At 63.0% G+C, this 18,890-nt stretch carries 18 protein-coding genes; 3 read left to right on the top strand and 15 right to left on the bottom strand.

The annotated features are described in order from the left end of the window. Window positions 1-8: 8 nt before the first annotated feature. A complete protein-coding gene (guaB, locus tag QCE58_RS07140; RefSeq protein ID WP_008350049.1) occupies window positions 9-1,469 on the bottom strand; it encodes an IMP dehydrogenase in 1,461 nt (486 codons plus the stop codon). A 212-nt stretch (window positions 1,470-1,681) separates the two neighbouring features. Here guaB and QCE58_RS07135 point away from each other — a divergent pair, with 212 nt between their 5' ends. Then, window positions 1,682-2,641, top strand: a complete 960-nt coding sequence (locus tag QCE58_RS07135; protein ID WP_034471975.1) for a DMT family transporter — start codon at window positions 1,682-1,684, stop codon at window positions 2,639-2,641. A 6-nt stretch (window positions 2,642-2,647) separates the two neighbouring features. Here QCE58_RS07135 and QCE58_RS07130 read toward each other — a convergent pair whose 3' ends face one another. Further along, window positions 2,648-2,971: an RnfH family protein gene (locus QCE58_RS07130; protein WP_008350051.1), complete on the bottom strand. Its 324-nt coding sequence runs from the start codon at window positions 2,969-2,971 to the stop codon at window positions 2,648-2,650. Continuing rightward, complete coding sequence (locus QCE58_RS07125; RefSeq protein WP_008350053.1) at window positions 2,968-3,405, bottom strand: type II toxin-antitoxin system RatA family toxin; 438 nt, start codon at window positions 3,403-3,405, stop codon at window positions 2,968-2,970. The genes QCE58_RS07130 and QCE58_RS07125 overlap by 4 nt, the downstream gene beginning before the upstream one ends. A 119-nt stretch (window positions 3,406-3,524) precedes the next feature. Between QCE58_RS07125 and smpB the strand changes: the two genes are divergently transcribed. Then, window positions 3,525-3,974 (top strand): SsrA-binding protein SmpB, encoded by a 450-nt coding sequence (gene smpB, locus QCE58_RS07120; RefSeq protein ID WP_008350055.1) that lies wholly within the window; start codon window positions 3,525-3,527, stop codon window positions 3,972-3,974. 44 nt (window positions 3,975-4,018) lie between these two features. Here the strand turns inward: smpB and QCE58_RS07115 are convergent, their stop codons facing one another. The 3 genes from QCE58_RS07115 to ppsA all read right to left on the bottom strand — a co-directional run bounded on the left by QCE58_RS07115 (window position 4,019) and on the right by ppsA (window position 7,916). Continuing rightward, window positions 4,019-4,945 carry an SPFH domain-containing protein gene (locus QCE58_RS07115; RefSeq protein WP_008350056.1) on the bottom strand — a complete coding sequence of 309 codons (927 nt, stop codon included), beginning with the start codon at window positions 4,943-4,945 and terminating at the stop codon, window positions 4,019-4,021. 25 nt (window positions 4,946-4,970) lie between these two features. Next, window positions 4,971-5,402, bottom strand: coding sequence for an NfeD family protein (locus QCE58_RS07110; protein WP_008350058.1), 432 nt, complete (start codon window positions 5,400-5,402; stop codon window positions 4,971-4,973). Window positions 5,403-5,498: 96 nt separating this feature from the next. Continuing rightward, the gene (gene ppsA, locus QCE58_RS07105) at window positions 5,499-7,916 is read right to left on the bottom strand and encodes a phosphoenolpyruvate synthase (RefSeq protein ID WP_250480475.1); all 2,418 of its coding nucleotides are present in this window, start codon (window positions 7,914-7,916) and stop codon (window positions 5,499-5,501) included. 504 nt (window positions 7,917-8,420) lie between these two features. On the opposite strand from ppsA, the gene QCE58_RS07100 reads away from it, so the two are divergent. Continuing rightward, window positions 8,421-9,239 carry a pyruvate, water dikinase regulatory protein gene (locus QCE58_RS07100; RefSeq protein ID WP_008350062.1) on the top strand — a complete coding sequence of 273 codons (819 nt, stop codon included), beginning with the start codon at window positions 8,421-8,423 and terminating at the stop codon, window positions 9,237-9,239. Window positions 9,240-9,245: 6 nt separating this feature from the next. Here QCE58_RS07100 and QCE58_RS07095 read toward each other — a convergent pair whose 3' ends face one another. From QCE58_RS07095 to rseP, 9 genes are all read right to left on the bottom strand, one after another. Further along, a complete protein-coding gene (locus QCE58_RS07095; protein ID WP_250480474.1) occupies window positions 9,246-10,022 on the bottom strand; it encodes an RNA methyltransferase in 777 nt (258 codons plus the stop codon). Window positions 10,023-10,039: 17 nt separating this feature from the next. Then, window positions 10,040-10,744 (bottom strand): ribonuclease HII, encoded by a 705-nt coding sequence (gene rnhB / locus QCE58_RS07090; protein WP_008350066.1) that lies wholly within the window; start codon window positions 10,742-10,744, stop codon window positions 10,040-10,042. Further along, window positions 10,744-11,910 carry a lipid-A-disaccharide synthase gene (gene lpxB, locus QCE58_RS07085; protein ID WP_008350067.1) on the bottom strand — a complete coding sequence of 389 codons (1,167 nt, stop codon included), beginning with the start codon at window positions 11,908-11,910 and terminating at the stop codon, window positions 10,744-10,746. The genes rnhB and lpxB overlap by 1 nt, the downstream gene beginning before the upstream one ends. Before the next feature lie 11 nt (window positions 11,911-11,921). Continuing rightward, on the bottom strand, window positions 11,922-12,710 hold the full coding sequence (gene lpxA, locus QCE58_RS07080) for an acyl-ACP--UDP-N-acetylglucosamine O-acyltransferase (protein ID WP_008350069.1): 789 nt from the start codon (window positions 12,708-12,710) through the stop codon (window positions 11,922-11,924). Window positions 12,711-12,774: 64 nt separating this feature from the next. Further along, window positions 12,775-13,233: a 3-hydroxyacyl-ACP dehydratase FabZ gene (fabZ, locus tag QCE58_RS07075; RefSeq protein ID WP_008350071.1), complete on the bottom strand. Its 459-nt coding sequence runs from the start codon at window positions 13,231-13,233 to the stop codon at window positions 12,775-12,777. A gap of 147 nt (window positions 13,234-13,380) precedes the next feature. Continuing rightward, window positions 13,381-14,472 (bottom strand): UDP-3-O-(3-hydroxymyristoyl)glucosamine N-acyltransferase, encoded by a 1,092-nt coding sequence (lpxD, locus tag QCE58_RS07070; protein ID WP_250480472.1) that lies wholly within the window; start codon window positions 14,470-14,472, stop codon window positions 13,381-13,383. A gap of 28 nt (window positions 14,473-14,500) precedes the next feature. Then, window positions 14,501-15,007: an OmpH family outer membrane protein gene (locus QCE58_RS07065; RefSeq protein WP_008350075.1), complete on the bottom strand. Its 507-nt coding sequence runs from the start codon at window positions 15,005-15,007 to the stop codon at window positions 14,501-14,503. A gap of 106 nt (window positions 15,008-15,113) precedes the next feature. Further along, window positions 15,114-17,426: an outer membrane protein assembly factor BamA gene (gene bamA / locus QCE58_RS07060; protein ID WP_008350077.1), complete on the bottom strand. Its 2,313-nt coding sequence runs from the start codon at window positions 17,424-17,426 to the stop codon at window positions 15,114-15,116. Between the two features lie 77 nt (window positions 17,427-17,503). Continuing rightward, entirely contained in the window at window positions 17,504-18,886 is a 1,383-nt protein-coding gene (gene rseP, locus QCE58_RS07055; protein ID WP_250480471.1) for an RIP metalloprotease RseP, read from the bottom strand. Window positions 18,887-18,890 lie beyond the last annotated feature (4 nt).

The following is an 18,890-nucleotide window of genomic DNA, read 5'->3' as shown; positions in this document are numbered from 1 at the left end:
CCGCTCGATTAGTCGACGTGATAGTTGGGCGCTTCCTTCGTGATCTGCACGTCATGCACATGCGATTCGCGCATGCCGGCCGCCGTGATCTGAACGAATTCCGCCTTCTCGTGCAGCTCGGAAATCGTGCGGCAACCGCAGTAGCCCATGCTCGCGCGCACGCCGCCGACGATCTGGAACAGGATCGCGTTGACCGAGCCCTTGTAGGCCACACGGCCTTCGATACCTTCCGGCACGAGCTTGTCGATGTTCGCCGAGTTGTCCTGGAAGTAGCGGTCCGCCGCGCCGTCCTTCATCGCGCCGACCGAACCCATGCCGCGGTACGACTTGTACTGGCGGCCCTGATACAGGAACACGTCGCCCGGCGATTCTTCGGTGCCCGCGAGCATGCTGCCCATCATGACGACGTTCGCGCCCGCCGCGAGCGCCTTCGACACGTCGCCCGAGAAGCGCACGCCGCCGTCCGCGATGACCGGCACGCCGGTGCCGCGCAGTGCTTCGGAAACATTCGCGATCGCCGTGATCTGCGGCACGCCGACGCCCGCCACGATCCGCGTCGTGCAGATCGAGCCCGGGCCGATACCGACCTTCACCGCGTCCGCGCCGTACTCGACGAGCGACTTGGCTGCCGCCGCCGTCGCGATATTGCCGCCGATGACCTGCACGTGCGGATAATTCTGCTTGACCCAGCGCACGCGCTCCAGCACGCCCTGGCTATGGCCGTGCGCGGTATCGACGACGATCACGTCGACGCCCGCCTGCGCGAGCAGCTCGACGCGCTCTTCATTGTCCGGACCGACGCCCACGGCCGCGCCCACACGCAGCTTGCCGTCTTCGTCCTTGCAGGCGTCCGGGTTTTCGGTCTGCTTGGTGATGTCCTTCACCGTCATCAGGCCGCGCAGCTCGAACGCGTCGTTCACCACGAGCACGCGCTCCAGGCGATGGCTGTGCATCAGCGCCTTCGCCTCGGCGAGCGACGTGCCTTCCTTGACCGTCACGAGGCGTTCGCGCGGCGTCATGATGTTGCGCACCGGCTCATCGAGCCGTTCTTCGAAGCGCAGGTCGCGATTGGTGACGATGCCGATCAGTTGCGCGCCTTCGACCACCGGGAAACCCGAAATGCCGTGCTGCTGCGTCAGCGCGATGACGTCGCGCACGCGCATTTGCGGCGGAATCGTGATCGGATCGCGCACGACGCCCGATTCGAAGCGCTTCACTTTCGCGACTTCGCGGGCCTGTTCCTTGGCGGTGAGATTCTTGTGGACGATGCCGATGCCGCCCATCTGCGCCATCGCGATGGCGAGCCGGCCTTCGGTGACCGTGTCCATGGCGGCGGACACGAGAGGCATGTTCAGGGAAATATTGCGAGTCAGCTGGGATTTCAGGCTGGTGTCGCGCGGGAGAACGCTGGAGAAGGCGGGCACGAGGAGCACGTCATCGAACGTGAGTGCTTTCTGGATCAGACGCATGGCAAATCCTATGGGCGCAAAAGCAGATTATACCGATAGTTCCCTGCATTTTCACTGCCCGAACAGCAGCTTAGCCCATTCGGACGCAAATTCCGGACCGCTTTCGCCCGTCTGCCGGGCGTCCGCGTTGTTGCAGTTTTAGACAAGACGGCCGCCCGGGGCCACATGCTACGCTTCGCGCCGTCAGTTGAAATTTCGGCAGGAGTCGGACGATGCAGCGCGGTGTGATGTACGGAATGGCGGCGGGAGCGATCTGGGGTTTCATCTTTCTCGCGCCACGGCTCTTGCCGGATTTTTCGCCGCTGACGCTCTCCGTCGGGCGCTATCTGATGTACGGCGCGGTTTCGCTCGCCGTGGCGCTGCCGTTCGCCCGGCGCCTCGCGGCCAAGCTCACGCGCGCCGATTTCATCGCGCTCGCGAAGCTCGCGCTGGTCGGCAACCTGCTGTACTACATGCTGCTCGCGAGCGCGGTGCAGCTCGTGGGCGTCGCGCCTTCGTCGCTGATCGTCGGCATTCTCCCCGTGACCGTCACGCTCGCCGGACGGCGGGATCGCGGCGCGGTCGACCTGAAAAGGCTCATCGGGCCGCTCCTGCTCGTGCTGGCGGGCATCGCGTGCATCAATCTCGATGTATTCAGCGACGCCGATCACGCGACGAGCGTGCTCACGCGCCTCGCCGGACTCGGATGCGCGCTCGGGGCGCTCGCTTCTTGGACGTGGTACGCGGTCGTCAACGCGCGGTATCTGCAATCGAATCGCCATTTCGACGGCAACGAGTGGTCCATCCTGTGGGGCATCGTGACGGGTCTGCTCGGCGTCGCGCTCGGCGCGATCGTCTGGATGCTGCCCGCGGGCACGGTGCAGGCGAGCGTCCCCGCGTCGCGCTGGCATCTGTTCTGGATCGTTTCTTTTGCGCTGGCCACCGGCGGCTCGTGGCTCGGCAACATGCTGTGGAACGCGGCAGCGAAGCGCCTGCCGCTCACGCTGTCAGGGCAGATGATCGTGTTCGAGACGCTCTTCGCCCTGCTCTACGCCTTCGTCTACGACGGCCGCTGGCCGCGCTCGCCCGAAGTGCTCGCGATCGTGCTGCTGCTCGCCGGCGTAATCTGGTCGGTCAGGCAGCACACGCTGGAGCCGGCGCCCGCCGCGGCGAAAGAAGCGCCCGCGCATTGAATTCGCTCAGCGCGAATCCTTCGACTGCCACTTGCGCCCTTCGATCGAACCCGCCTTGCGCGCCTTGTCCACGCGGCGCTGGCGCGCGGCCTTCGGATCCACCTTCAGCGGCCGATAAATCTCGACGCGGTCGAAGTCGGCGAGCGCCGCGTCGAGCGGCTTCGGCTTGCCGAACACGCCGACCTTCTGCGTCGTCAGATCGATGTCGCGATGCGCGAGCAGCACGCCGCTTGCGTCGATCGCATCGCGCACCGTCGCGCCCTCGGGCAGGTCGACGCGCTTCAGGAACGCGCCATCGGGCAGGCCGTAGCAGACATCGATATGCATCATGGCTTGCCGTAGCGCTGGTCCGCGCGCTTCACGAAGGAATCGACGAACGTGTTGGCGATATGGCTGAACACCGGCCCGATGATCTTCTCCAGAATCACGTTCGAGAATTCGTAATGCAGCGCGAATTCGATCTTGCAGGCGTCCGCGCGCAGCGGCGTAAAGTGCCAATATCCGGTGAATTTCTTGAAAGGGCCGCTCAGGAACTCCATATCGATATTGGTCGGACGCTTTTGCACATTGCGCGTCGCGAAATGCTGCTTGATGCCCTTGAAGCTGATGTCGATCTTCGCTTCCATGCCGTTCTCGTCGTGGCGGCCGATTTCGACGCCGCCGCACCAAGGCAGGAAATTGGGGTAGTCGGCGACATCGGTGACGAGGTCGAACATTTCTTCCGCTGAATGGCGGATCAATACGGTTTTCTGGACGTCTGCCATATAGGGCGCAGCGGTGGCTGAATTGGGCGGCAACGCGCAAGAGAACGAGGCATCGGATCGAACGCATGCCGGCGCGCTGCTAAAATCAGGATTTTAAACGAGTTGGGCACTTTCCATTCATGAGCATCATCGACAACAGAAAAGCCTTCTTCGATTACTTCGTCGAAGAGCGCTACGAGGCCGGTCTCGTGCTCGAGGGCTGGGAAGTCAAGGCGCTTCGCGCCGGGCGCGCGCAGATCAAGGAAGGCTACGTCGTGATCAAGAACGGCGAGCTCTTTCTGATCGGCACGCATATCAGCCCGCTGCCCGAAGCATCGAAATTCGCTAACCTCGATCCGGTGCGCACGCGCAAGCTGCTCCTCCACCGCGAACAGATCGACAAGCTCATCGGCAAGGTCGAGCAGCGCGGGCACACGCTCGTGCCGCTCAACTTCCACTACAAGGATGGCCGCGTGAAATGTGAAATCGGCCTCGCGAAGGGCAAGAAGTTGCACGACAAACGCGAGACCGAAAAGAAGCGCGACTGGGAACGCGAACGCGGGCGTCTGATGCGAACCGCCTCGCGTTAAACCGTGAAACGAATCGGGGGCGCTTTTTAGCGGCCCCGATTGCTTCAGCTCTTCCTGATTATGCCGCTGCCCTCGCCTTTCACGATCGACAACGCGGACGCGATCATCGTGCTCATGTCGGACATGTTGCCCGGCACGATCAGCGTGTTGCCCTGCTTCGCGAGATTGCCGAACGCGCCGACATACTGCTCCGCAACCTTCAGATTCACCGCTTCCATGCCGCCCGCTGTCTGAATTGCAGTGCCGATCTTCTCGATGGCTTGCGCGTTCGCTTCCGCCACCGCGAGAATCGCGGCGGCTTCGCCCTGCGCCTGATTGATCGCCGCCTGCCGTTCGCCTTCCGACTTCTGGATCGCGGCCTCGCGCGCGCCCGATGCCAGATTGATCTGCTCCTGCTTGCGCCCTTCGGACGCGGCGATCAGCGCGCGCTTCTCGCGCTCGGCGGTGATCTGCGCCTGCATCGCGTGAAGGATTTCCTTCGGCGGCGTGAGATCCTTGATTTCATAGCGCAGCACTTTCACACCCCAGTTCGACGCGGCTTCGTCGAGCGCATTCACGATGCTCTGGTTGATAAAGTCGCGCTCCTCGAACGTCTTGTCGAGCTCCAGCTTGCCGATGACCGAACGCAACGTCGTCTGCGACAGTTGCGTGATCGCGAACACGAAGTTGCTCGATCCGTACGAAGCCTTCATCGCATCCGTGACCTGGAAGTACAGCACGCCATCGACTTGAAGCTGCGTGTTGTCGCGCGTGATACAGACTTGGCTCGGCACTTCGAGCGGAATCTCCTTCAGCATGTGCTTGTAGGCGATGCGATCGATGAACGGCAGCACGATGTTGAGGCCCGGCGTGAGCGTTGCATGATAGCGGCCGAGGCGTTCCATGATCCATGCGTGTTGCTGAGGGACGATCTTGACCGTTTTCGACACGATGACGATCGCGATGACGAGCACGATGAGCGCAAAGTACATTGACATTATTTTTCTCCTTATAGGACTACCGTTTGGCCGCGACGATCAGGCGATTGCCGTCGAGCGCCGTGATGCGATAAAGCCGCGCGCCCTCCGTTTCGCCCGGTGCGAGCTCGACATCCCACTGCGCGCCGCGATACATTGCGCGCGCGTGGCCGTGATGCCATTGATCGACTTCCAGGGTCGCGCCGATATCGAGATTCACGGCCGCATCGCGCGAGGCGTCGTCACGCCGCTTCCAGCTGACGAAGCGCGAGCGCCGCAGCACCGCCACCGCGATCAGCGCGATGACCGCGGCCGCGCCCATCTGTACGTGCGGCAACGCGCCGAGCACATGAGCGACGCCGCCCGCGATCATCCCGAGCGCGATCATGAGCAGATAGAACGTTCCGGTAAACAATTCCGCGACGATCAGCGCGCCCGCAGCGACCCACCAGATCAACCCGCCCGTTTCCATCATCAGTCTCCAAACGAAAACACCCCGGAAAAGTCCGGGGTGTTTTTATATCACGCTGCACCAATCCGAAAGCAAGTGGAAAGGTGTGACATCGACTTATTTTGACAAGGTCTTCGCGAGCTGCTGCCACGTATCGATGATCGTGTCCGGATTAAGCGACATCGACTCGATGCCCTGCTTCGCGAGCCACTCGGCGAGATCAGGGTGGTCCGACGGGCCCTGACCGCAAATGCCGACGTACTTGTTCAGCTTCAGGCACGTCTCGATCGCGCGCTTCAGCATGAACTGCACCGCTTCGTCGCGCTCGTCGAAGTCCGCCGCGAGCAACTCCATGCCCGAGTCGCGATCGAGGCCCAGCGTCAACTGCGTCAGGTCGTTCGAACCGATCGAGAAGCCGTCGAAGCGCTCCAGGAACTGCTCGGCGAGAATCGCGTTGGACGGCACTTCGCACATCATCACGAGCTTCAGGTCGTTCTTGCCGCGTTCGAGACCGAACTTCTTCAGCAGCTCGACCACGCGATCCGCCTGCTTCAGCGTACGCACGAACGGCACCATGATCTGCACGTTGTCCAGGCCCATTTCCTCGCGGACCTTCTTCAGCGCGATGCATTCCATGTGGAACGCCTCGGCGAAGTCTTCCGCGATATAGCGCGACGCGCCACGGAAACCGAGCATCGGATTTTCTTCATCCGGCTCGTAGCGCGAACCGCCGATCAGCTTCTTGTACTCGTTCGACTTGAAGTCCGACAGACGCACGATGACGGGCTTCGGATAGAACGCCGCTGCAATCGTGGCGATGCCTTCGGTCAGCTTGTCGACGTAGAACGCTTTCGGCGATGCATGGCCGCGCGCGACGCTTTCAACCGCCTTCTTCAGATCGGCATCGACGTTCGGGTACTCCAGAATCGCCTTCGGATGCACGCCGATGTTGTTGTTGATGATGAACTCGAGTCGCGCGAGGCCGACGCCCGCGTTGGGCAACTGCGCGAAGTCGAACGCGAGTTGCGGATTGCCGACGTTCATCATGATCTTGACCGGAATGTTCGGCAGTTCGCCGCGCTGCACTTCGGTCACTTCGGTTTCGAGCAGGCCGTCGTAGATCTTGCCTTCGTCGCCTTCCGCGCACGACACCGTGACGAGCGCGCCGTCCTTCAGGATGTCCGTTGCGTCGCCGCAGCCGACAACCGCCGGCACGCCCAGCTCACGCGCGATGATCGCCGCGTGGCACGTACGGCCGCCGCGATTGGTCACGATGGCCGATGCGCGCTTCATCACCGGTTCCCAGTTAGGGTCCGTCATGTCGGCGACGAGCACGTCGCCCGGCTGCACGCGTTCCATTTCCGACGGATCGTGAATCACGCGCACTGGGCCCGCGCCGATCTTCTGGCCGATCGCGCGGCCGGTCGCCAGCACGTTCGACTGCCCCTTCAGCTTGAAGCGCATTTCGGCCTTGCCCGACGCCTGGCTCTTCACCGTCTCCGGGCGCGCCTGGAGGATGAACAGCTTGCCGTCGCGGCCGTCCTTGCCCCACTCGATGTCCATCGGACGCTGATAGTGCTTCTCGATGATGACCGCGTACTTCGCGAGCTCGATCACGTCTTCGTCGGTGATCGAGAAGCGGTTGCGCTGTTCGTGCGGCACGTCGACGGTCTTCACGCGGCCCGGCTCGCCCGGCTTCGTGAATTCCATCTTGATGAGCTTCGAGCCGATCGAGCGGCGGATGATCGGGTATTTGCCCTGTTCGAGCGTCGTTTTGAAGACGTGGAACTCGTCCGGATTCACCGCGCCTTGCACGACGGTTTCGCCCAGGCCGTAGCTCGACGTGATGAAGACGGTTTCCTTGAAGCCCGATTCGGTGTCGATGGTGAACATCACGCCGGCCGCGCCGACGTCGGAGCGCACCATGCGCTGCACGCCCGCCGACAACGCGACTTCCGCATGCGTGAAGCCCTTGTGGACGCGATAGGAAATGGCGCGGTCGTTATAAAGCGACGCAAACACGTGCTTCATGCGATCGAGCACGTCCTCGATGCCGACCACGTTCAGATAGCTTTCCTGCTGGCCCGCGAAGGATGCGTCCGGCAAGTCCTCGGCCGTCGCCGACGAGCGCACGGCAAACGAAAGCTCTTCGGGCGAGCTGGCTTGAAGGACTTCGAAACCGCGGCGGATTTCGTCTTCGAGGCGCGGCTGCATCGGCGCGTCGACGATCCACTGACGGATTTCCTTGCCGGCTTCGGCGAGCGCCTTGACGTCGTCGACATCGAGCGTCTCGAGACGATTGGCGATGCGGTCCGTCAGATTGTTGTGATGGAGGAAGTCGCGGAATGCGAGCGCAGTCGTGGCGAAGCCCGTCGGCACGCGAACGCCGGCTTCGGAAAGCTGGCTGATCATTTCGCCGAGCGACGCATTCTTGCCGCCGACGATTTCCACGTCGGTCATTCGCAACTGCTCGAATGGAACTACATACGCCTGATCCTTTGCGACATCTTTCGCAACATTGACTGCGTTAGTCATACAAGCCCCTAAGGTGGATGGAATGCACGATCGCACGAGTGGGCTCATATGCGAGCGCGCTCATTGGAAGCGCGCACGCATCTCGTACAACCTGTTTGATAAACCTTCGGGGACACGCGCCCGCGAGAACCGGGGCACGTCAAAAAGAAGCGGGGTACGTCTGAAATCTGCTCGAAAACGTGGACTGACGTAACGAAATGCCACGAAACGACCGCGATTTGACGAAAATCCGATTCAATTTCTCCGCAATTGCTTATCGAACAGGTTGCCGCTATTCTACCTTGCCGTATTTCAAAATTGTTTCGGCCGGGCAGTCGTTCCACGGCAAAATCGAGGTCTTTAACGCCTGATCGTGGGCTCACCCACACCCCGGCGCTCACGCCCGGTTCACTGCCTGCCAGCGGTCAGCTACCTTAACACAGGTTTTTACGGCGTCCGTGCTTTCGCGCTAGCCACGGTTCAGCGTTTGAGCATCGTCGCCCCAACTCGTTCCCTCTTTCGCCGATGCCGCCTTCCGTATTCATCGTTTCCGACGGGACCGGGATCACTGCCGAAACCTTCGCGCATTCGATCCTCGCCCAGTTCGATCAAAAATTCCGGCTCGTGCGCGTGCCGTTCGTCGACTCGATCGACAAGGCCTACGCGACCGTCGAGAAGATCAACGAAGTCGTCGCGCTCGATGGCCGCCGGCCGATCGTGTTCACGACGCTCGTCGACAGCGCATCGAATGAAGTGGTCAAGGGCTGCAACGCGCTCGTGCTCGACATGTTCCAGACCTTCATCGAGCCGCTCGAGCACGAACTGGAAATGAAATCGACGCACGCGATGGGCCGCGTGCACCAGAACGCCGACACGGAGGAATACAAGAATCGCATCGAGGCGATCAATTTCTCGCTCGCCCACGACGACGGCCAGTCGAACCGCAATCTCGCCGACGCGGACGTCATTCTCGTCGGCGTATCGCGCAGCGGCAAAACGCCGACGAGCCTTTATCTCGCGATGCAGTACGGCGTGAAGGCGGCGAACTATCCGCTGATTCCCGAAGATTTCGAGCGCGGCAAGCTGCCGACGCCGCTGCTCGAGCATCGGACGAAGATGTTCGGTTTGTCGATCGATCCGCAGCGGCTGGCCGAGATCCGTAACGAACGCCGTCCGGGCAGCAAGTACGCCGCACTCGAAAACTGCCGCTACGAGATCAACGAGGCGGAAATGATGATGAAGCGCGAAGGCATCAAGTGGCTTTCGTCGACGCACAAGTCGATCGAGGAAATCGCCACGACGATCCTGCAGGAGGTCAAGCCGGAGCGGCCTTCCTACTATTGACGGCTGTCAGCGCTGCTGGCGGCACTGCTCGAAGAGACAGATCGCCGCCGCGGCCGCCACGTTAAGCGATTCCATGCCGCCCGGCTGCGGAATCGTCACGCGATGCGTCACCGCATCGCGCCAGATTTGCGACACGCCCGCGCCTTCGTTGCCGAACACCCAGGCGAGCGCGCCCGACAGGTCGCAATCATAGAGCGCGACGGCACCGTGCGAATCGGTGATCGTCAAGGGTGCGTCGAGTCGCGCGATGAGATCGGCCGGTTCGACGTCCTCGAAAATATCCAGCAGAAAATGCGCGCCCATGCCCGAGCGCAGCACTTTCGATGACCACGCGTATGCCGTGCCCGGCGCGCAGAATACGCGCGTGATGCCCGCCGCCGCCGCGCTGCGCAGAATCGAGCCGACATTGCCGGCGTCCTGAACGCCATCGAGAATCACGCAGGTTTGTGCGACGCGCGCGGGCAATTCTGCATCGATCTTTTCGACGAGCAACAGCATGCCCACGCCGTGAACGACGCTCGACAACTGCCCGAAAAGCGCATCCGGCAACACGACGACGCGCTTCTCTTCGATGCGCGCGACGATCTCGCGCGCTTCCTCGTGCGTGAGCGCGCCTTCAGTGACGACGCACGTTTCCGGCTGGCCCGCCGCGTCGAGATACGCTGACGCCAGATGCAGGCCTTCGAGCAGCGCGTGGCCGCTTCTGCGCTGCTGCGCCGTCGACCCGGCGAGCGCCTTCATGCGCTTGTAGAGCGGGTTGTCCCGCGAAGTGATGGATTTCACGTTGATTCGGTTGACGCTCAGAAGGCGAGCGCGTCGGGATCGTCTTCGATCGTCGATGCGACCTGAAGCACTTCGGGAGCGATCTCGGGCAACACCGAACCGAACACGAGCGCGTGCGCCTCGCGCACCGGCGCGAACGACCGCCGATGATGCTCGCACGGCCCATGTTCGCGCAGCGCCTTCAGATGCTGCGGCGTGCCGTAGCCGGAATGCGTGGCGAAGCCGTACATCGGAAAAAGTTCGTGCAGATCGACCAGCATGCGATCACGCGTGACCTTTGCGAGAATCGACGCCGCCGAGATCTGCTTGACGAGCGCATCGCCGCCGATCACGGCTTCGCTGCGGATGGACAAGGTCGGGCAGCGATTGCCATCGACTTTCACGAGCGTCGGCGCGACCGAGAGGCCTTCCACCGCGCGCTTCATCGCCAGCATGCTCGCGTGCAGGATGTTGATGGTGTCGATTTCCTCGACGCTCGCCGACGCGATGCAGTACGCGAGCGCCCGATCGACGATCTTCTCGTACAGCTCTTCGCGCCTTTTGGCAGAGAGCGCCTTCGAATCGTCGAGGCCGTTGATGCGAGGCTTCGCCGGATCGAAGATGACCGCCGCCGCCACGACCGGACCGGCCAGCGGACCGCGCCCGGCCTCGTCGACGCCACAAACGACGTCGAACGGTGAGCTGAAATCGAGTCCGGCTTGCGCCGATCGTCTAGCGGCCATTACCGCGGCCTCCGCGTGTCGAGCACCCGCGCGACGGCCTCGGCCGCTTTCTGCGACGTATTCTGGCGCAGCGCGATGTGCATGTCGGTGAATATTTCCGTCAGGGTACGGCGGTTGGCGTCGTCGTTCAACTGTTTCAGCGTGGCGTCGGCGAGCGCTTCGGGCGTCGCGAAGTGCTGCAGGATTTCCGGCACGACGAAGCGGCCCGCCAGAATGTTCGGCAAGCCGACATACGGCAGATAACCCTGACGCTTCATGATCTGACCCGTCAGCCAAGGCACCTTGTACGAGATGACCATCGGCTTCTTGAGCAGCGCCGCTTCGAGCGTCACCGTGCCGCTTTTCACGAGGATCGCATCGGCGGCGGTCATCGCGCGCTGGGCGTTGCCGTCCGTGATCGTCAGCGACAGATGCGGATGCGCGTCCACGAGCGGCCGCAGCAGTTCGCGCAACGCCGGATTCGCCGCAGGCATCAGGAAGCGCACGTTGGGCTCGCGAAGCTGCATCAGTTCCATCGCGTCGAAGAAGGTCGGGCCGATCAGCGAAATCTCCGAGCGACGGCTGCCCGGCAGGACCGCGATCACCGGACCGCCTTCCGCGATGCCGAGTTCGCGGCGCGCGCCCGCGACGTCCGGCTCGAGCGGAATGTCATCGGCGAGCGGATGGCCGACGTAGCTCGCGGCGACGCCCGCCTTTTCCATCAGCGCCGTTTCGAACGGAAACACGCACAGCATGTGATCGACCGCTTTCACGATCTTCTTGATGCGGCCGCCGCGCCACGCCCAGATCGACGGACAGACGAAATGCACGGTCGGAATGCCCGCTTCGCGCAGCGGCTGCTCGAGGCCGAAGTTGAAATCGGGCGCGTCCACACCGATGAAAACGGACGGCGGCTCGGCAAGCAACTGACGCTTGATCTCGTTGCGGATGCCGAGAATCTCGGGAATGTGCTTCAGCGCTTCGACATAGCCGCGCACGGTCAGCTTGTCCATCGGCCAATGCGCTTCGAAGCCCTCGGCCGTCATGCGCGGACCGCCGATGCCGCTATAGCGCGTGCCTTCGGGCAGCGTGCGCCGCAGGCCTTTGAGCAGCGATGCCGCGAGGAGGTCGCCGGACGGCTCGCCCGCGACCATCGCGATGCGTGGCGGGTTGGTGATCAGGGTCATCGGACAGCGTGTCAGCGGATGATGCCGCGCTGCGACGCCGCGATGAAATCGGAGAATGCCTTGACGGGCGCATCGCCCTCGCCGCCTGCCGTGCTCAGCTCCTTCAGCTGCGCTTTCGCCTCTTCGAGCGACAGGCCGCTCTTGTAGACGATGCGATACGCGGAGCGCAGCGCCGAAATGGCGTCGGGCGTGAAGCCGCGGCGGCGGAGACCCTCGACGTTGATGCCGTGCGGCTCCGCCTTGTTGCCTGCCGCGATGACGAACGGCGGCACGTCCTGCACGAGCGCCGATGCGCCGCCCAGCATGGAATGCGCGCCGATGCGCACGAACTGATGCACGCCCGACATGCCGCCGACGATCGCGTGGTCTCCGACGATGACATGTCCCGCCAGTTGCGCGTTGCTCGACATGATGACGTTGTCGCCGAGCCGGCAGTCGTGACCGACGTGCACGTACGCCATGATCCAGCAGTCGCTGCCGATCGACGTGAGGCCCTGATCCTGCGCCGTGCCCGTGTGCAGCGTCGTGAATTCGCGGATGGTGTTGCGGTCGCCGATTTCGAGGCGCGTCGGCTCGCCCTTGTACTTCATGTCCTGCGGACGGCCGCCGATCGACGCGTAATGGCCGATGCGGTTATCGCGGCCGATCGTGGTGTGGCCCTCGATCACGCTGTGCGAGCCAATGGTCGTGCCCGCGCCGATCACGACGTGCGAACCGACGATCGCGTACGGCCCGACTTCGACGGACTCGTCGAGCTGAGCGCCCGGCTCGATGATCGCGGTTGGGTGAATCTTGCTCATGCGCTTTTCGCCTATGCTGTTCGTGCTGCTTGTTACGTTGAACGCGGTGTGAACGCGAAGGCGCTCAGGCGTCCGTGCTCTTGACGGTACACATGAGCTCGGCTTCGGCGGCGGTCACGCCGTCCACTTCGGCGCGCGCCTTGAACTTCCAGATGCCCCGCATGTACCGCTCGAACGTGACGTTGAGAACGAGCTGATCGCCCGGCTCCACCACGCGCTTGAAGCGCGCGCCGTCGATGCCGACGAAGTAATAGAGCGTGTTGGACGGATCGTGCGGCTCTTCCGCGAACGTCAGAAGCGCGGCCGTCTGCGCGAGCGCTTCGAGAATCAGCACGCCGGGCATCACCGGGCGCGTCGGGAAGTGGCCCTGGAAATACGGCTCGTTGATCGTCACGTTCTTGATCGCTTTGATGCTCTTGTGCGGCTCGAGTTCGAGCACGCGGTCCACGAGCAGGATCGGATAGCGATGCGGCAGCAGCGTGAGAATCTTGTGGATGTCGAGATTGATTTTTTCTGTGCTCATGGTCGTTCTGCTCACGCGCGCGTCGGGCGCGGAAATTTGGATGGCGGGCCGTATCGGACGCCCGCCCGGGATTGCCAGCTCGCTTCGGCGGCTTGAACCGGCCCGCTCTTGCTTGTGGTTCGTTCTTCGTTCGAACGAGCCCGGCGCTTATGCGCCGCCGCTCGTCTCGTCGCGCTTGCGTGAATCGGCGAGCGCGGTCTCGAGCGCCTTGATGCGCTCGCGCATCTTGTCCAGATTGCGCATGATCGCCGCGCTCTTGTTCCAGTCTGCATGCGGCACGGCCGGAAACGCGCTCGTGTACATGCCGGGCTTCAGGAGCGACTTCGACACGCCGGATTGCGCGGTGACGATCACGTAGTCCGCGAGCGTCACGTGCCCCGCGATGCCCACCGCGCCGCCGATCATGCAATGCTTGCCGATGCTCGTGCTGCCCGCGATGCCCGCGCAGCCGGCGATGACCGTGTACGCGCCGATGCGGCAGTTGTGGCCGATCTGCACGAGATTATCGATCTTCACGCATTCCTCGATGACGGTGTCCGCCATTGCGCCGCGATCGATCGTCGTGTTGGCGCCGATTTCCACGTCGTCGGCGATATCCACCGCGCCAACCTGCGGAATCTTCACCCAGCTTCCGGTGCGCGCATCGCCCTCGCCGACGAAATCCGGAGCGAAGCCGAAACCGTCCGCACCGATCACCGCGCCCGCGTGCACGATCACGCGCGCGCCGAGCTTGCAGCCGTGATAAACGGTGACGTTCGGATACAGATGAACGTCGTCGCCTAGCGTAACGCCGCGCCCGACGACTACGCCCGCATCCAGCTTCACGCGCTCGCCGACGACCGCGCCCGCCTCAACCGTCACGTGAGGGCCGATCACGGCGCTCGCCGCAACCTTCGCGTCCGGATCGATGTAGGCGCTCGGATGCACGCCAGGCTTGGCCTTGGGCGTCGCCAAGTCGATGAACGCCTGAGCCACGCGAGCGAAATAAGCGTAAGGATTCGGCGTGACGATGAAATTACTGCCCGCGCGATTCGTCACCTTGTCGAGGTCGGCCGGGGAAATCAGCACGGCGCCGGCGCGCGTCGTCTCGACTTGGGGCAGATACTTCTGATTCGCGAGAAACGCGAGCTGCGCGGGGCCCGCCTTGTCGAGCGGCGCGAGACTGCCGACCGCGTGCGCGCCGTCGCCGACCACCTCGCCGCCGAAGCGTTTCACCAGCTCGCCGAGGGTGATCGTCATGCCTGATGCCATCTCGTCTCAGTCCTCGTCAGTTCGGGTTCGTGAGCGAACCCGTGCCGGTCGCGCCCGCCGCCAGCGCCTTCAGCACCTGATCCGTAATGTCGATGCGCGGGCTCACGTACACCGCTTCCTGCACGATCAGGTCGTAGTGCTGCTGCTCGGCGATCTGCTTGATCACCTTGTTCGCGCGGTCCAGCACCGCCGCGAGTTCCTCGTTACGGCGCTGGTTCAGGTCCTCGCGGAACTCGCGCTGCTTGCGCTGGAAGTCCGCGTCGAGCTGCGCCAGATCGCGCTGACGGGCCGCGCGGTCGGTCGGCGACATCGAGGCACCGTTCTTGTCGATGTTGTCCGACATCGCCTTCAGGCGCTGCGCCATGTCCTGCAGCGCCTTGTCGCGCTTGGAGAATTCCTGCTCGAGCTTCGACTGGGCGGCCTTCGCCGCGGACGATTCGCGCAAGATGCGGTCCGAATTGACCGCCGCGATGCGCGCTTCCTGAGCACTGGCGGACATCGCCGTGCCCAGGCCGAGAACCATCGACAACGCAAGCGCCAGCGCCCTATGTTTCGAATGCTTACCGGTTCCCAAAGTGTTCCTCACGTTACGTCGAAAAAAATGAAGTTCGCGTTCATCGGCGGGCTGCTTAGAACGCCGTACCGATCTGGAACTGGAACTTCTGATACTGGTCGCCCTCATGCTTCTGCAGCGGGAAGCCGAGGCTCAGCTTGAGCGGGCCGATCGGCGAGATCCACGCGAGACCCAGACCGTAACCGTAGCGCAAGCCGTTTGCACCGCCGCTCGTACCGCCTTGACCCGGATCGCCCCAGACGTTACCGGCATCGAGGAAGGTGAACACGCGCAGCGTACGATCGTAGCCCGTTCCCGGCAGCGGGAACGTCAGCTCGATATTGCCGACCGCCATGCGCGAGCCGCCGATCGGGTCGTTGGTCTTCGCGTCGCGCGGACCCAGCGAGCTCGGCGAGTAACCGCGCACCGAACCGATACCACCCGCGTAGTAGTTCTTGAAGATCGGGTACGTCTGCCCTTGCAGGCCCTTGCCGTAGCCGCCCTGCAGATTGAAGCCGAGCACGAAACCGCGCGCGAACGAGTAGTAATACTGGAACTGCGCGTCGAACTTCGCGTACGTCGTGTTGCCGAGCGGCGTGCCGTATTCTGCGTTCGACTGGATGTAGTAGCCGCGGCTCGGGACGAGCGCGCTGTCGCGATTGTCTCGCGACCAGCCCGCGGTCAGCGGGTAGTTGTTCACGACACGGCCGAACTCGTTCACGTAGTTCTTGTAGGACTGCGGCGTGTTGCTGTCCACGTCCATCGTGTTCTGTTCGGCTCCGACGCCGAAGAACACCGTGTCCTGCTCCGAGAACGGGATGCCGAACTTCGTGTCCGCGCCCATCGTGATGATCTTGAAGCTCGAATCCGTCGAGTAATACAGCGGCTGATACGTGCGGTAGTAAGCGTCGGTGATGCGCTTGATGCCGTCGATCGTGAAGTACGGATCGACCTGCGTCACGGTCAGCGTGCGATAGGTTTTCGCGGTGTTCACGTTGACCGCGAGACTCGTGCCCGAGCCGAACACGTTGTCCTGCGACACGCCCGCCGAGAGCACCACCTTGTCCGTCGACGAGAAGCCCGCGCCCAGCGTGATCGCGCCGGTCGGCTTTTCGGCCACCTTCACGTCGACGTCGACCTGGTCGTTCGTGCCTTCCACGGGCGTCGTAGTGACGTCCACGTCGGTGAAGTAGCCGAGACGGTTGATACGGTCCTTCGACAGCGCCAGGCGGCTCGAATCGAACCACGAGCTTTCGAGCTGGCGCATTTCGCGGCGCACCACTTCGTCGCGCGTGCGCGTATTGCCGACGATGTTCACGCGCCGCACATACACGCGACGGCTCGGATCGACTTGCAGCGTGAGCGCCACGGTGTGGTTCGCCTGATCGATCTGCGGCTGCGCGTTGACCTGCGCGAACGCGTAGCCGTATTCGCCGAGCTTGTCGACGATCGCCTTGGTGGTCGACTGCAGCTTTTCGGCCGAGAAGCGCTCGCCCGGTTTGATCTTGATGAGCTTGTTGAGCTCGGCCTGACGGTCGAGCAGATTGCCCGAAAGCGTGATGCTGCTGATCTTGTACGGCTCGCCTTCGTGCACGGCGATCGTCAGATACATGTCCTTCTTGTCCGGCGAGATCGACACCTGCGTGGAGTCGATCGCGAACTCGAGGTAGCCGCGGTTCAGATAGTACGAGCGCACGTTCTCGAGGTCGCCCGTGAGCTTTTCCTTCGCGTAGAGATCGCTCTTCGTGTACCACGAGAACCAGTTCGGCGTCGAAAGCTGCATTTCGCCGAGCAGCGTACTGGAACTGAACGCCTTGTTGCCGACGAAGTTGATCTGGCGAATCTTCGCGCTCGGACCTTCGGCGACGGAGAACAGAATCTGCACGCGATTGCGGTCGACCGGCGTCACGGTGGTCGTGACTTCCGCGGCGTAGTAGCCGCGCGTCAGGTATTGGCGCTTGAGCTCCTGCTCCGCCTTGTCGACGAGCGCCTTGTCGTACGAGCGGCCTTGCGACAGGCCGACGGAACGCAGCGCCTTCGTGAGGTTGTCCTTGTCGAACTCGTGCAGGCCCGCGAAATCGATGGCCGAAATCGCCGGGCGTTCCTGCACCTGAACGATCACCACGTTGCCTTCGGTGGCAATCTGAACGTCGTTGAAGAAACCCGTTGCGTAGAGTGCGCGAATCGCTTCGGAGGCCTTGTCGTCGGTGAAGGTGTCGCCTTGCTTGATCGGCAGATAAGCGAACACGGAGCCAGGCTCGATGCGTTGGAGACCGTCGATCCGAATATCCTGCACGACGAACGGCGTGGTGGCGTGCGCCGCCATGCCCGTTGCGGCGAGCGCCGCGGCCACAGCCGTCTTAGGAACAAAGCGATGAGGTTTGAACAACGTGCTTCCCCAGTATTTAAAGCTGCATTCGTTCCGGCGGTCGCTCGAAAGACGCCGCCAGAAATTGTCAAAGTGGATCAAAAACGAATCAGACGCGCGAGGTCATTGAACAGCGCGATCATCGACAGAGCGACGATGCAGACCAGGCCCGCCCTTTGCAGAACAAGCTGCCAGCGATCGGATACTGCCTTGCCGGTAACAGCCTCAACCAAATAATATAACAGATGCCCACCGTCCAATACCGGAATCGGTAACAAGTTCAACACTCCGAGGCTGATGCTCACGAGTGCCAGAAACGAAATGAAGGCCGTCGCGCCGAGCCTTGCGCTCTTGCCCGCGTAGTCGGCAATCGTGACCGGCCCTGACAGATTCTTGAGCGACGCCTCGCCGGTGATCATCCGCCCGAACATGCGCAGCGAGTACACGCTGATGTCCCACGTGCGGTTCACGCCGAGGCGCAGACTTTCGAGCGGCCCGTAGCGCACATCCACCGTCGGCAGTTGATTCGCGAGCGCGGCGCCGATACGCCCGATGTCCTGGCCCGTCGACGCATCGCGCTTCACGTCCGGCACGATCTGCACGGAATCGCGCTGGCCGTTGCGCTCGACCACGAGCGTCACCGGCTTGCCGCCGTGCGCCTTCACGTAGTCGATGAAGCTCGTCGCGTTGTCGACGCTGCGGCCGTCGATCGCGCGCAGCATGTCGCCCGCCTTCAGCCCGCTCTTCTGCGCCGCGCTGCCCGCCTCGACGCCCGCGACCGTCAGCGTGCCGCCGCCCGGCGTGAAGCCGAGCTTGTCCATGAAATCCTGATCGGCTTCGGAATCGGCGATGCCCGTGACCGTCACCGGAAAGTCGAAGGTGCCGTCGTGCGTCTTCGCCGTCAGCACGACGCGCCGATGATCGAACGATGCGTCGAGCATCTTCCAGCGCAGGTCGGACCATGAGCGGATCGGATGCGTCTCGCCGCCTTCCGCGTCACGCATCGAGAGAATCGTTTCGCCGCCTTCGAAGCCCGCTTGCGCCGCCGCCGTATTGGAAGCGGGCTGCGAAACGATCGCCGCCGGCTCGGTCACGCCGCCCGCGAACACGGCGGAAAACAGCACGATTGCGAGCAGGAAATTGGCGATCGGCCCCGCCGCGACGATCGCGATGCGCTTGCCCACGTTCTGACGGTTGAACGCGCGCGGCAGGTCTTCAGCGGGAATGGTCGTGCCGCTCTCGGGATCGACCTCGCGTTCGTCGAGCATCTTCACGTAGCCGCCGAGCGGCAGCGCGGCGATCGTCCATTCGACGCCCGTCTTCTTGCTGACCCATCGCACGAGCGGCTTGCCGAAGCCGACCGAGAACCGCAGCACTTTCACGCCGCACAGTCGCGCGACGCTGTAGTGACCGAATTCGTGGACGACGACGAGTACGCCGATCGCGACAACGAAGGCGACGATTTCGGTCAGAAAGTTCATGACG

The organism is Caballeronia sp. LZ028 (assembly GCF_031451415.1).
Classification (GTDB): domain Bacteria; phylum Pseudomonadota; class Gammaproteobacteria; order Burkholderiales; family Burkholderiaceae; genus Caballeronia; species Caballeronia zhejiangensis.
Note: the sequence above shows the minus strand (reverse complement) of the source record. Positions and strands in the feature narration are given on the sequence as shown.